The sequence below is a fragment of the Pseudomonas sp. IPO3747 genome (assembly GCF_013385245.1).
In the GTDB taxonomy this organism is placed as follows: domain Bacteria; phylum Pseudomonadota; class Gammaproteobacteria; order Pseudomonadales; family Pseudomonadaceae; genus Aquipseudomonas; species Aquipseudomonas edaphica.
Window position 1 is genome coordinate 107,569 of sequence record NZ_JACAQL010000011.1, and the last position, 12,208, is coordinate 119,776.

The following is a 12,208-nucleotide window of genomic DNA, read 5'->3' on the forward strand; positions in this document are numbered from 1 at the left end:
GCATAAGACGATCCTTAAAGTCGTCGGCTACTTGTAAAACATGTCCACCACCACTGCGGCTTCGAAAGCCCCCGGAATCGGCAGGGTGCGCCAGCTCAGGTCGGCGCGAAAATCATTGCGTGCCTGGCCGGAGCCCATCAGTGTCTGCAACGTAAACCAGTCATTGAAGGGCAGGCGCTGATCGCTGTCGGCGCGAGACAATGAGATGCCCACCGAGCTGTTGTTGGCCGGCACCAGCAAGCCGTTGATGACACTGCCGCCACCCGGGGTGGTGGCGAAGCGTGCATTGACGGTGTAGGGCGTGTCACAGACTTTGCGCAGGCTGAGGTTGAAGTTCGCGGTGCTGGCCACGGCGCCGACCTGCGCCTTGCGTGATGGGGTGGGGAAGTTGACGACACTGGGGGTAATGGTCAGTTCGGGCGCGCAGGGCACGAAGCGGATGTCGTTCATGCCGGTGACGATGTAGTTGAGGTTGCTGTTGGGGTTGGTGTTGAGCCCGCGTACGCCGTCGAGTTGGAACACGCGATATTGAGCCAGGGTGCTGGCTTGACCGCTGGGCGGTGTCTTACCGTATTTTTCGATGAATACACTGAAGTTCAGGGTAAAGCGCGCTTTGTCCCAGCCTGTGCAATTGGACCAGTTGCAACCGCGGTCCGAGTAAAAACCGGTGCCGACCTTACCGGTGCTTTGGGTGATGGGTGCGTTGTTGTAGCGGATGCCTACGCGGATGCCTTGGCCGATGCTGACGTTGGCCGGGTTGACGTAGAAATACACTTCTTCGCGGCCGTGGTTGCGGTCGTCCTTGCACAACACATTCGTGGAGCGTGGGCCCGACTCCCAGATGATCGTACCGTCCGGTGCATCAGCCGCAACCGCCAATGAGGTGCCAAGCGGGTTGATATCGACATAGGCGCCGCTGCCATCTTCCACGCACGACAGTGCATAGCTTGTGGCAGGAAGGGCCGCGCAGCCGCACAGTAGAAGGGGCAGTAAACGTTTGGTGAGAGACATAAATGCAAGTTTCCCGCGATTGATCACTTGAGCACCGCGCTATGGCGGGCCTGCAAACCGATATCGTTGATGTCGGTGAAGTGAAGGGTGGATCCTGTAGGTAAAGCAGTCGCTGTACTCAGGCGCTTGCTCTCAAGGGGTTTGAGCAGCAGGTAGTCGCTGAGCTGCTGGGTGTCCGTCTGCACATTGATCAACGACAGGTGGAATGCGCTTGGGTTGTGGGCGATGACGCTGTGATCATCGCGGCTCCACACCAACTGCTGCAGCGCCTCGGCCGAGCCACCCTTGAGCGCCGGTGGCCGATAGAACAGCTTGAGCCGTTGGCGTATCGCAAACTGCACGCTGTTGGGGTCGGCGGATTTGAGCGGAATCTCCATGATATTGAGCCAGAACAGCGATTCGCGATCGGCGGGCAGGCCTTCACCGGCATACAGGATGCGCAGCCTGTGATGCTCGCCGGCGCCCAATTGCACCAACGGCTCGGTGGCAGCAAACGGCACGGGGCTGTCGGCTGATTCGTCCTCGCTGGTGATCCAGGTTTGCACCACCACTTGCTGTGAGGCCGGGTTGACCACGCTGATGCCGGCGGCCTTGTCCTGGCCGTAATAAATCAGGCGTGTGCCTTCGATCTTCAGCGCCGCGCTGGCTGGCGGTGGCGCGAGCACCAGCAGCCCGCCGGCCAGCAGCATCATTCTGAGTAAAAACATGAACACAAAAATTCCATGGCAACGTGTGGGAACGCAGCCATGGTAGGGGCGGGTGAGTGCGAGGGCTTTGAGGCGATTCTTAAAAGCGTGCAGCGCCCGTTTCAGAATCGCCTTAAAGGCATGTTCGAGCCCCGACAGTTACCGTGTTCGACGTTGAATGATCGACGCTGATGCCCAACTGTCAGGTTTACCCTATGTCCAATAAAGCCTTACGCCTTCTGATTGCCGATGCAGACCTGCTGCAGCGGATCAAGCTGGAGAAAATGCTCAACCAGCTGGGCTACCACCGCATCGCCCCCTTGAGTTCGTTCGACGAATTGCAGGCGTTGACGCGCTCCGGTTGCGTGGCATTCGACCTGTTGGTCATCAATACGGCGCTGGTGCGTTCGCGGCAGGTCAACCTGTTGAAGTACTGCCATGACAACCCATTGATTCGCCATACGCTGATCTACGACGGGCAATGCGCACAGAGCTCGGTGGTGTCGGTGTCGGTGAGCCAGACCTTGCACCTGTCACTGTCGCAGTCGCCGGATTTCAACTCCCTGCGCCGCTGCATGGAGATTGTCGACCCCCTGCATAGTCTGCCGACGGTTGAGCGACCGATGTTGCGCGCTGTCGACAGCCGGGTCGCTGCACCCTCGACGGCTGCGCGTAGCGTTTACCTGGGCGACCCGGCAGTGATGGCGTGCGCCGTCGGTTTATCGCCCAAGCGCTGAGCCGGTCTCAGTTGCGCCAGGCAGGACGGTGGTCTTCGGCCAGCGCCCAATGCGGCTGGCCGGGCTTGAGGCACACACCACCGACCCAGCGCTCATGCCCGGCGTGGTCCAACCAATAAGCCTCGCCGCCCAGCACTTGGTGCGCCAGTGGCGTCAATGCCAGTTCGCGGCGCGGCCAGTCGCGTTCGGTCGCGGTTTCGACCAGCAAGGGGTTCGGGCCGTCGATCAATGGCCGCAACAACGAGTGGAACATCATGTCGCCCAGGAACGGCAGCGGCTCACGCTTGGCCATCAGTTCGGCGAACACCCGGCCGAACGGCACCGGCCCGGCCTCGGCGATGTAGCGCAGCGACAAGCGTTCAGTCAGTGACAGGCCATCCTCAATACCGGGCAACTCCTGCAACTGGCGCAACAACGCGTTGGCTAGAAAGGGCAGGGCCGGGTGGTTGCCGTGAGCCAGTTGCGCAAGCTTGACCGGCGAGCTGTCGCAGTAAGCCGCCCAGGCCTGTCGGGCCAGTTGCACCGCTGCGTCATCGATCAAGCGTCGTTGGGGCCACAACCACGCCAATACATCGGGCGCCAGCTGGCCGATGCCGATAAAGCGTTCGACACCCGGAATACGGTCGACTTCGATCAGCTCGAGCTTTTTCGGCGCGCGCTCAAGACCGGCCAGCGCGCGGACCAGAAACAGCTGATCATAGGCGTCCGCTTCGCACCACAGCACGCTGTGATCGGCGCTGGCCAGGGCCTGCAGGTGGTCGTATTCATCATTGACGCGGTGCGCGACTTCAGCAGCGTCCAGCGCAAAGGCCTGGCTGATAAAGGCACTGCGCATCGCGCGGAAATCTTCACTGGGCAGGTCGCGCACCGGCCCCATGCATAACGGATCGCTGAGCATGCGGAACTGCCCCTTGAACCCGGCCAGTTGCAGGCTGTGGGCAATGTCACTGCCACAGCGCCAGTGGGTGGTGCGGGCTTCATCGCTGGCAGCAAAGTCCGGGTGGCGGGCGGCGAAGTCGATGGCGTCGACATGCGCCTTGAGCTTGGGCCAACTGCTGAAACCCAGCTGCCTGGCGACCTGCCATTGGGCCTGGGACAAGGTGGCGTGCGGGTCGAGGGTTTTCAGACGTGGCAACAGTTCCTTGGCGCGCTTGCGCTGCTGCTCAAGGTTGAGGCGGCCGTCGGTAGTCGAGGATAAGAGGCGTTGCGACATACGATCTCCTTGCACAAACCTTTTCCGCTTTCAGGTTGGGAGTCGTAGAAATGTGATATTCAGTCAGGATCCTGGGCGCAGCCCTTTCCGCGGAAGGTGGCGTGGAGTGCGCCAGGCACGAAATATAGGCAGTGGAGTTGTGGATTGCAAGCCGTCGAGCCGAGTACCGAGTTGATGACAGACACCGTATTGATCGAAACCCGCGCCCTCACGCGCAGGGACGAGCGGCGCCAAGTGGCGTTGCTGCAACCCACGGATTTCAGCCTGAAACGCGCCGACCGTGTGTCCATCACCGGCTCCTCCGGCTCCGGTAAAAGCGTGTTCCTGCGCGCGCTGGCGTTGCTGGATGCGCCCACGTCGGGGCAGATCCTGTGGAACAACCAGCCGATCGCAAATGCGCAGATTCCCCACTATCGCAGCCACATCAGCTACCTGTCGCAACGCCCGGCGCTGCTGGAGGGCACGGTGGAGGACAACCTGCGTTTCCCGTTCAGCCTCAAGACCCTGCGCACGCGCAGCTTCGACCTGCAAGCGGTGACCAAACTGCTGGAACATGCCGGTAAAAGCCCGGACTTCCTGGGCAAAAACGCCGGCGACCTGTCCGGTGGTGAATCCCAGGTGGTGTCACTGATCCGCACCTTGCAACTGAACCCCGAAGTGCTGTTGCTGGATGAACCGACGGCCGCCCTCGACCCCACGTCCTCGCGCGATGTCGAGGCACTGATCAGCGCCTGGTATGCCGCCGACAATGCCCGCGCCTATATCTGGGTATCCCACGACCTCGACCAGGCCCGGCGCATGAGCGCCATTCACCTGCACATGAGTGCCGGTGTCCTGAGCGGAGCCGCCCAGCCATGAACTATCAAAACCTCACGGCATTGGACATGGGCATCGCCGCCTCGCTGATCCTCATTAACGGCGCGCTGTCGCTGTTGCTGCGTCTGGGCCTGGGCCGCCAATTGCTGTGGGCGGCCGTGCGTACCGTGGTGCAATTGCTGGCCATCGGTTACCTGCTGGGTTGGGTGTTCGAGTTTGCCTACTGGTATGTGGTGCTGCCGCTGATGTGTGCGATGACTTTGATCGCCGGGTTATCCGCAGCGGGGCGTGGGCGCCGCACTTACCGTGGGCAACGGGTCGACAGCATTCTGTCGGTGTGGGGCAGTTCGTGGCTGGTCACGGCGGTGGGGTTGTTTGCGGTGATCCGTATCCATCCGTGGTACGAGCCGCAGTATGCGATTCCGATCCTCGGCATGATCCTCGGTAATACCCTCACCGGCGTGTCCTTGGGCATTGAGCGCATGACCCAGGAACTGACCTCGGGGCGCAACACCATCGAGATGATCCTGGCACTGGGCGGTTCACGCTGGGAGGCTGCCCAGGAGGCGATCCGCCAGGCCGTGCGCGCCGGGATGATCCCGACGCTGAACCAGATGACCGTGGTCGGCATCGTCAGCCTGCCCGGCATGATGACTGGCCAGGTACTGGCCGGCGAAAGCCCGGTGGACGCGGTGCGTTACCAGATCGTGATCATGTTTCTGATCGCCGCCTCCTCGGCCTTGGGCACGGTAGGTGCGGTGCTGCTCACCTACCGTCGGTTGTTTTCCAACAGCCATCGGTTTTTGCGCGATCGGCTAGAGGAACGCGCTTGAGCCTCAGGTGCTGGTCTGGCCGTCCCGTCACCTGACGCCCGCTGCTCAACCCACATGACGCTTTTCTGTGGGAGCTGGCTTGCCTGCGATACGGGCACCTCGGTACATCAGGTACACGGAGGTGATGCAATCGCAGGCAAGCCAGTTCCCACATTTGACCGGGCCCCGTCCTGCCAGAAGGCCGCCACAACGGTGAATCAAGCTCAGTCAGCCACACCAAAATCCAGCACCACTTTCATCGCCTGGGTCTTGTCCGCCGCCAGTTCAAACGCCTGCACCGCCTGTTCAAACGGCACGGTGTGGGAGATCACCGGTTTCACATCGATGATCCCGCGATTGAGCAAATCCACCGCCTGGGCAAACTCGCTGTGAAAGCGGAAGGTGCCGCGCAAGTCGATCTCGCGGCTCACCAGCAGGTTCAATGGCAACGACACATCGCCGCCGAGTCCGACCGTCACCAGCACACCCCGTGGCGCGATGCATTCCAGGCCATTGCGCAAGGCCTGGGCGCTTCCGGAGACTTCGAACATTACCTCGAAATAGCCTTTTTCGGCGGTGTAGCGCTTGAGCGCATCCGCGCCGTCGGCAATGTTGTGAGTGCGCGTGGCGCCCATTTTTTCGGCGCAGGCGAGGGCGCTGGCAGACAGGTCCACGGCGACGATTTCACCCGCCCCGGCAGCCCGCAAACTGCCAATCAGCAGGTTGCCGATCGGGCCGCAGCCGGTCACCAGCACGCGTTTGCCGAACACCGCGCCGGCGCGTTGAATCGCGTGTAAACCCACGGACAACGGCTCGGCCAGCGCACCTTCGGCCAGGCTCACGTGGTCGGCCAGCCGATGTGCCTGATGCGTCTCGATCACCAGGCTCTGGCGAAACGCGCCCTGAATATGCGGAAACGGCATCGCACTGCCGTAGAAACGCATATTCAGGCAGTGATTCGGCAGGCCTTGATGGCAGTAGCGGCAACCGCCGCACGGGCGCGAGGGCGATACGCTGATGCGCTGGCCGACCTTGAACAGCCCGGCGTCCGCACCCACGGCATCAATCACCGCTGACACTTCGTGGCCGAGCACCATCGGCTCGCGCAGGCGCACGGTGCCGAAGCCGCCGTGCTGGTAGTAATGCAGGTCCGAACCGCAGATGCCGCCACGCGCAATGCGCACGCGCAGTTGATCGGGGGCGAGGGATTGCGGTTCGTCCTGGGGGTCGACCCGCAGGTCTTTGGAGGCGTGACAGACGATAGCGTGCATACAATTCTCCGGATTACAGCGAAGCGGTGATACCACCGTCGACGTACAGAATATGGCCGTTGACGAAGCTGGCAGCATCGCTGGCAAGGAACACGGCGGCACCGGCCAGTTCGGCCACGTCGCCCCAACGACGACTCGGCGTGCGTTGCACCAGCCAGTCGCTGAACTCGGGGTTGGCCACCAGGTTGGCATTCAGTTCCGTCTTGAAATAACCGGGGCCGATGCCATTGACCGTCAACCCATGCGGGCCCCAATCGATGGCCATGCCCTTGGTGAGCATTTTCAGCGCGCCTTTGCTGGCCGCATACGGCGCGATGCCGGGGCGGCCCAGCTCACTTTGCACCGAGCAGATATTGATGATGCGCCCACGCTTGCGCGGGATCATCGCCCGCGCCACGGCCTGGCCAACCAGAAAGGCGCTGTCCAGATTGGTGCTGATCAACTCGCGCCAGTGTTGTTCGCTGTAGTCCTCCAGCGGCCCACGCCGTTGCATGCCGGCGTTGTTCACCAGGATCTCCAGCGGGCCGAGGCGCGCTTCGATGTCCGCCACGGCGGCCTGGATCGCCGTGCTGTCGGTCACGTCAAACGCCTGGGTGTGCACCGTCAACCCTTCGGCCGCCAGCAGCGCCGCCGCATCGCGCAAGGTGCTGCGGTTGCGCCCGTTGAGCACCACCTGCGCCCCGGCCTGGGCCAGGCCACGGGCAATTGCCAGGCCGATACCGGCACTGGAGCCGGTGACCAGCGCCAGCCGGCCATCAAGGCGGAAGTTGTCTAGAACGCTTTGCATGGCTACCTCTCCTAACGCTTCACACTACCAACGACAGCAGCATGATGAACTCCAGGGCGACAAAGGGATGGACCTTGAGGTGGGTGATCAACAATATCTATCCGATAATCGTGATCAGCGCGACCCGCAGCAGATACGTGGGGTCCGTGTTCGGATTGTTATAGGCCACGCCCCGTCATATCGTGTATGAATTGGGCTTACTTCACCCCAGGCGCTGGGCAGCGTCCAATTTTCATTTGTGATCGGGTGATCACCGTTTGTGATAACCGTTTCTAATGGCTGAGAGAATTTAATGGAGTTGAAGCATTTGCGCGCCTTCGTGGTGCTCGCCCAGGAGCTGCATTTCGGTCGGGCAGCGGCGCAGCTGTCGATCGTGCAACCGGCGCTGAGCATGCAGATCAAGCTGCTGGAAAGCGGCTTGGGCGTGCGCCTGCTGGATCGTAACCGCCACTCGGTCACACTCACCGAAGCGGGGCGGGCGTTCTTGCCTGAGGCCCAGGCCACCTTGCACCAGGCCGCTCGGGCGGCAGAGGCGGCGCGGGCGTCCAGCCGCGGTGAAATCGGCCGGGTGCGCCTGGGGTTTGTGTCATCGGTATTGCCGCAATTGCTGCCGCAACTGATCCGCGCGGTGCATCAGCGTTACCCGCGTATCGAACTGGAACTCAAGGACATGCCCGGCCCCGACCAAGCCGCCGCGTTAAAGAATGGCCAGCTGGATTTCGGCCTGATGCGCCTGCCGGCCGCCCACCCCGGCGTGCAGACCCGTGCGGTCTTGCGTGAGAGTTTCTGCGTGGCGCTGCCGATGGACCACCCTTTGGCCGCCCTGGAGTCCATCCAGCCTGCCGACCTGCTCACGTGGCCGGTGTATATCCTCGCCAGGCGTTACGCGCCGGGGTTCTACGATGAGCTTATCCAGGCCGTCGGCATACCCTTGGACATCGCCAGCGAACTGGGTGAGTTCACCACCATGCTCGCGCTGGTCTCCGCCGGGTTGGGTATCGGCGTGTTGCCGCAGCAGGCGGCGCGGGCGTTGCCAGTCAATTGCGTGTCGCGGCCTTTGCAATTGGGTGGGTTTCAGGCCACCACGGGGTTGGCCTGGACCGAGTTGGACAGTGCGGTGAAGACCACCTTGTTCAACCTGATCGTGGAATTGTTTGGCGAGTGATTGTTTCATCGAGTGAAATGCTCGATTGTAAAGTCTGGTGATTCCATCGATCAGGGCAGCGGTGGAGTATGTGTGGCGTCAACACCCCCACTTTTGGAGCCTCTCATGTCCCAGCCTGCGATCAAGCTTTATGGTTTCCCCTTGTCCGGCCACTCCCACCGGGTCGAGCTGATGTTGTCGTTGCTGGGCTTGCCCAGTGAATTTATCCTGGTCGACCTCAAGCAAGGCGCGCAAAAAGCGCCGGACTTTATCGCCCACCTCAACCGCTTTGGCCAGGTGCCGGTGATTGACGATAACGGCACGGTGTTGGCCGACTCCAACGCGATTCTGGTGTACCTCGCCAACCAATATGGCAACGGCCAGTGGCTGCCGAGCGACCCTGTCGGCCAGGCTCGCGTGCAGCGCTGGTTGTCGGCGGCTGCCGGCCAACTGCACGCCGGACCCGCTGCTGCGCGGTTGGCGGTGGTGTTTGGTGCCGAAGTCGATACCGTCGCGGCCATCAGCCGTTCCCATGCGCTGCTCAAGCTGGTGGACGAACAACTGAGCCAAAGCCGCTTTTTGGTTGGTGAGCAGCCGAGCATCGCCGATGTGGCGTTCTACACCTACGTGGCCCACGCGCCGGAAGGCAATGTGTCGTTGGCCGACTACCCTCAAGTGCGTGCCTGGCTTGCTCGCATCGAGGCGTTGCCGGGGTTTGTCGGCATGCCGCGCAGCGCCGTGGGTCTGCAAGCAAAGTAATGTGAACCCCCTGTGGCGAGGGAGCTTGCTCCCGCTGGGCTGCGCAGCAGCCCCAATAAGGGCAGCGCGTTAATTCAGGCAATACGCGGTCATTTTTTTGGGGGCCGCTGCGCGCCCCAGCGGGAGCAAGCTCCCTCGCCACGGGTGAGTAGTTTTCAGCTAATGAGAAGGCGTGCCGATGGATCGATTTCATGAGATGCAGGTATTCCTGGCGGTGGCCGAGGAGGAGGGCTTCGCTGCCGCTGCGCGGCGCCTGAAAACCTCGCCGCCCAGCGTGACCCGAGCGATTGCCGCCATGGAACAGCGTATCGGCACGCAGTTGCTGGCACGCACCACCCGCAGCCTGCACCTGACCGAAGCCGGCCAACGTTACCTGGAAGATTGCCGACGCATCCTGGCCGAGCTCGATGAAGCCGAGGAAGCGGCGGCGGGCAGCTACTCCATCCCCGGCGGCCACCTGACGGTGACCGCGCCGGTGCTGTTCGGCGAGCTGTATGTGGCGCCGGTGCTGGGGGATTACCTGGACCGCTTTCCCTTGGTAAATATCACCGCCTTACTGGTCGACCGTGTGGTTAACATGACCGACGAAGGCGTCGATGTGGCCGTGCGTATCGGTCATCTGCAAGAACTTGGACAGCAGGCCATAAAGGTCGGGGAAGTGCGCCGGGTGGTGTGTGCATCGCCCGGTTACCTCGACCAGCACGGTCGGCCGCAACGGCCTGAGCAGTTGCGTGAAGCCAAGATCGTCACGTCATCCTCCAGCCAGCTGGTAAGTGAATGGGCGTTCGTCGACGCCGGGCAGCCGTTGACGGTACCCATCGAGCCGCGTCTGGTGGTCACGGCAAATAATGCGGCGATCAACCTGGCGCGCCTGGGTTGGGGCATGACGCGGGTGCTGTCTTATCAGGTCGCGGCAGCGGTGGCGGCGGGGGAGTTGGAGGTTGTGCTGGAGGCTTTTGAACCGCCACCGCTGCCGATCCAGGTGGTGTTCCAGAAAAGCGGCCGCGTACCGGCCAAGGTCCACACCTTTGTGGACTTCCTCACCCATCGCCTCGGGCAGGACGCTGCCCTGAACCCGGCGATGAAGCGCCGCGGCTGATGGAACGCTATCGCGACATGCAGCTGTTTGCAGCGCTGGCTGATCAGCCCAGCCTGGCTTCGGCGGCGCGCCAGGCCCAGGTTTCCGGCCCGACCCTGATCCGTGCGGTTGCTCGCCTGGAAGCCCGCCTGCGGGTGCCGTTGTTGCAACGCAGCACACGCGGCGTGAGCCTGACCGAAGCGGGCAGCGCCTATCTGGCCGATTGCGTGCGGTTGCTGGCAGCCGTCGATACCGCCGAGGCTTCGGCCAAGGGGCTGCACGTGCAGGCCCAGGGCAATTTGCAGGTGTTCTTGCCGTTTCTGTTCAGCCGTTATGTGATGGCGCCGGTATTGGCCAGCTATATGGACAACTACCCCGACGTCCGCCTGGTGGCGCGCTACCACGACTACTACCCGAACCTGCACGAAGAGGGGCTGGATGTGGCGATCCTGGTCGGCGAATTGCCCAATTCATCGCTGATCGCTCGGCCGGTGGGGCAGGTGCGGCATATCCTCTGCGCCAGCCCCGATTACCTCGCCGCCCATGGCGAACCCCGACATCCGAGCGAGCTTAAAAAGCATCGGCTGATTGCCAGTGCCGACCCGGTGGCCTGGGATTTCCAAGGCTTGCAGCTCAAGGCCCGCGCGCGCTTGAGCTGTGCCAGCGTGCAAGGTGCAATCAATGCGGCGGTGCAGGGTGCGGGGGTGATTCGTTGCGTGAGTTACCCGCTGCACCAGCACCTGCAGAGCGGTCAGTTGCGCCGTGTGTTGCCTGACTTTGAACAGCCACCGTTGCCGGTGCATGTGGTGTACCGCGAGGGCCGCAACGCACCGATGCGCGTACGCAGTTTTGTCGACCACTGTGTGGCGGCGCTGCGTGAGCATCCGGCATTTCAGTCGGTGAAATAGTGGATTGCCAAGTGTGGGCATTCTCACGTTGGCAGGTGGGGCGCAGCATGGGCGCATCCAACCTGAGGTGCTCAACATGAACCCAGTCGAACAATCTCCCTGGCATGCCGGCGAACGGCACCTGCAAGCAAGCGCTGGCGCGGCTGAGCGCATGGCCGTGGTCGGGCTCAAGGTGATTCGCGATCACTTGCCGGAGCAGCATCGCGACTTCTACCCGCTGTTGCCCTACCTGATGCTCGGCGTAGTGGATCCCCAGGGCATTCCCTGGGCGACCATGCTTGAAGGCGCGCCGGGCTTTGCGCATTCACCCGACCCACACACCTTGCAGATCGACAGTTTGCCGTCCAAAAGCGACCCGGCGCTTGGCGCCTTGCACTTAGGTGCCAGCGTGGGTTTGCTCGGCATTGACCTCAACACCCGGCGCCGCAACCGCATGAACGGCCGCATCGGTGGTTTGGACCACGAAGGTTTTTCGGTCGATGTGGTGCACACCTATGGCAACTGCCCCAAATACATCCAGTTGCGGCCCGTCGACGGCATCGCCCGCAAGCCCGGCACCACGGTCGAGCGCCTCAACGGCCTGGACGCTGCGGCACAAATGTTGATCCGCAGCGCCGACACTTTCTTCGTCGCCAGCTACGCCGACGTGGATGGCGCACGCTCGGTGGACGTTTCACACAGAGGCGGTAATACGGGGTTTGTGCGGGTTGAGGGTGACGTGCTGACCATCCCGGATTTTGCCGGCAACCTGTTCTTCAATACCCTGGGCAATTTGCAGCTCAACCCGGTGGCGGGGTTGCTGTTTATTGATTTTGAGTCGGGCGATGTGTTGCAGGTTGCCGGGCGCACTTCGCTGATCCTCGACGGGCCTGAAGTGGCCAGGTTCGAGGGCGCCCAACGGCTGTGGACAGTAACGGTGGAGCAGGTCATACGCCGCCCGGCAGCATTGGCGTTGCGCTGGCAGAACTGATCGTTCCCACGCTCTG

General features: G+C 62.4%; 13 protein-coding genes. 8 read left to right on the forward strand and 5 right to left on the reverse strand.

Translation table 11 applies throughout. The features are described 5' to 3' along the window. Positions 1 to 27 precede the first annotated feature (27 nt). Both HX790_RS18105 and HX790_RS18110 read right to left on the reverse strand, forming a co-directional pair. A complete protein-coding gene (locus HX790_RS18105; RefSeq protein ID WP_026013883.1) occupies positions 28 to 1,011 on the reverse strand; it encodes a fimbrial protein in 984 nt (327 codons plus the stop codon). Between the two features lie 23 nt (positions 1,012 to 1,034). Beyond that, positions 1,035 to 1,718: a molecular chaperone gene (locus HX790_RS18110; protein WP_178111066.1), complete on the reverse strand. Its 684-nt coding sequence runs from the start codon at positions 1,716 to 1,718 to the stop codon at positions 1,035 to 1,037. A gap of 194 nt (positions 1,719 to 1,912) precedes the next feature. Here HX790_RS18110 and HX790_RS18115 point away from each other — a divergent pair, with 194 nt between their 5' ends. Further along, positions 1,913 to 2,434: a hypothetical protein gene (locus tag HX790_RS18115; protein ID WP_017139582.1), complete on the forward strand. Its 522-nt coding sequence runs from the start codon at positions 1,913 to 1,915 to the stop codon at positions 2,432 to 2,434. A 7-nt stretch (positions 2,435 to 2,441) separates the two neighbouring features. On the opposite strand, the gene HX790_RS18120 is transcribed toward HX790_RS18115, so the two are convergent. Next, positions 2,442 to 3,647 carry a DUF1835 domain-containing protein gene (locus HX790_RS18120; protein ID WP_176991864.1) on the reverse strand — a complete coding sequence of 402 codons (1,206 nt, stop codon included), beginning with the start codon at positions 3,645 to 3,647 and terminating at the stop codon, positions 2,442 to 2,444. 174 nt (positions 3,648 to 3,821) lie between these two features. Between HX790_RS18120 and HX790_RS18125 the strand changes: the two genes are divergently transcribed. Next, positions 3,822 to 4,505, forward strand: coding sequence for an ATP-binding cassette domain-containing protein (locus HX790_RS18125; protein ID WP_169988666.1), 684 nt, complete (start codon positions 3,822 to 3,824; stop codon positions 4,503 to 4,505). Continuing rightward, positions 4,502 to 5,296 (forward strand): iron export ABC transporter permease subunit FetB, encoded by a 795-nt coding sequence (fetB, locus tag HX790_RS18130; RefSeq protein ID WP_017139579.1) that lies wholly within the window; start codon positions 4,502 to 4,504, stop codon positions 5,294 to 5,296. The genes HX790_RS18125 and fetB overlap by 4 nt, the downstream gene beginning before the upstream one ends. 203 nt (positions 5,297 to 5,499) lie before the next feature. Here fetB and HX790_RS18135 read toward each other — a convergent pair whose 3' ends face one another. Further along, entirely contained in the window at positions 5,500 to 6,546 is a 1,047-nt protein-coding gene (locus HX790_RS18135; protein ID WP_170040408.1) for an L-idonate 5-dehydrogenase, read from the reverse strand. A gap of 13 nt (positions 6,547 to 6,559) precedes the next feature. Further along, positions 6,560 to 7,333: a glucose 1-dehydrogenase gene (locus HX790_RS18140; RefSeq protein ID WP_099549962.1), complete on the reverse strand. Its 774-nt coding sequence runs from the start codon at positions 7,331 to 7,333 to the stop codon at positions 6,560 to 6,562. A 292-nt stretch (positions 7,334 to 7,625) separates the two neighbouring features. Between HX790_RS18140 and HX790_RS18145 the strand changes: the two genes are divergently transcribed. The 5 genes from HX790_RS18145 (at position 7,626) to HX790_RS18165 (ending at position 12,192) form a co-directional block, all read left to right on the forward strand. Continuing rightward, positions 7,626 to 8,498 (forward strand): LysR family transcriptional regulator, encoded by an 873-nt coding sequence (locus HX790_RS18145; protein ID WP_176991865.1) that lies wholly within the window; start codon positions 7,626 to 7,628, stop codon positions 8,496 to 8,498. Between the two features lie 105 nt (positions 8,499 to 8,603). Next, entirely contained in the window at positions 8,604 to 9,236 is a 633-nt protein-coding gene (locus tag HX790_RS18150; RefSeq protein WP_017139576.1) for a glutathione S-transferase family protein, read from the forward strand. Positions 9,237 to 9,414: 178 nt separating this feature from the next. Beyond that, positions 9,415 to 10,335, forward strand: coding sequence for a LysR family transcriptional regulator (locus tag HX790_RS18155; protein ID WP_017139575.1), 921 nt, complete (start codon positions 9,415 to 9,417; stop codon positions 10,333 to 10,335). Continuing rightward, positions 10,335 to 11,222, forward strand: a complete 888-nt coding sequence (locus tag HX790_RS18160; RefSeq protein WP_017139574.1) for a LysR family transcriptional regulator — start codon at positions 10,335 to 10,337, stop codon at positions 11,220 to 11,222. The genes HX790_RS18155 and HX790_RS18160 overlap by 1 nt, the downstream gene beginning before the upstream one ends. Positions 11,223 to 11,298: 76 nt before the next feature. After that, positions 11,299 to 12,192 (forward strand): pyridoxamine 5'-phosphate oxidase family protein, encoded by an 894-nt coding sequence (locus HX790_RS18165; protein WP_176991866.1) that lies wholly within the window; start codon positions 11,299 to 11,301, stop codon positions 12,190 to 12,192. Positions 12,193 to 12,208: the final 16 nt, after the last annotated feature.

What these genes read in the sequence shown, in the direction of transcription:
- HX790_RS18145 (WP_176991865.1), top strand. Translation starts at nt 7,626, where the DNA reads ATGGAGTTGAAGCATTTGCGCGCCTTCGTGGTGCTCGCCCAGGAGCTG.
- HX790_RS18120 (WP_176991864.1), bottom strand. Translation starts at nt 3,647, where the DNA reads ATGTCGCAACGCCTCTTATCCTCGACTACCGACGGCCGCCTCAACCTT.
- HX790_RS18160 (WP_017139574.1), top strand. Translation starts at nt 10,335, where the DNA reads ATGGAACGCTATCGCGACATGCAGCTGTTTGCAGCGCTGGCTGATCAG.
- fetB (WP_017139579.1), top strand. Translation starts at nt 4,502, where the DNA reads ATGAACTATCAAAACCTCACGGCATTGGACATGGGCATCGCCGCCTCG.
- HX790_RS18110 (WP_178111066.1), bottom strand. Translation starts at nt 1,718, where the DNA reads ATGTTTTTACTCAGAATGATGCTGCTGGCCGGCGGGCTGCTGGTGCTC.
- HX790_RS18105 (WP_026013883.1), bottom strand. Translation starts at nt 1,011, where the DNA reads ATGTCTCTCACCAAACGTTTACTGCCCCTTCTACTGTGCGGCTGCGCG.
- HX790_RS18140 (WP_099549962.1), bottom strand. Translation starts at nt 7,333, where the DNA reads ATGCAAAGCGTTCTAGACAACTTCCGCCTTGATGGCCGGCTGGCGCTG.
- HX790_RS18135 (WP_170040408.1), bottom strand. Translation starts at nt 6,546, where the DNA reads ATGCACGCTATCGTCTGTCACGCCTCCAAAGACCTGCGGGTCGACCCC.
- HX790_RS18150 (WP_017139576.1), top strand. Translation starts at nt 8,604, where the DNA reads ATGTCCCAGCCTGCGATCAAGCTTTATGGTTTCCCCTTGTCCGGCCAC.
- HX790_RS18115 (WP_017139582.1), top strand. Translation starts at nt 1,913, where the DNA reads ATGTCCAATAAAGCCTTACGCCTTCTGATTGCCGATGCAGACCTGCTG.
- HX790_RS18125 (WP_169988666.1), top strand. Translation starts at nt 3,822, where the DNA reads ATGACAGACACCGTATTGATCGAAACCCGCGCCCTCACGCGCAGGGAC.
- HX790_RS18155 (WP_017139575.1), top strand. Translation starts at nt 9,415, where the DNA reads ATGGATCGATTTCATGAGATGCAGGTATTCCTGGCGGTGGCCGAGGAG.
- HX790_RS18165 (WP_176991866.1), top strand. Translation starts at nt 11,299, where the DNA reads ATGAACCCAGTCGAACAATCTCCCTGGCATGCCGGCGAACGGCACCTG.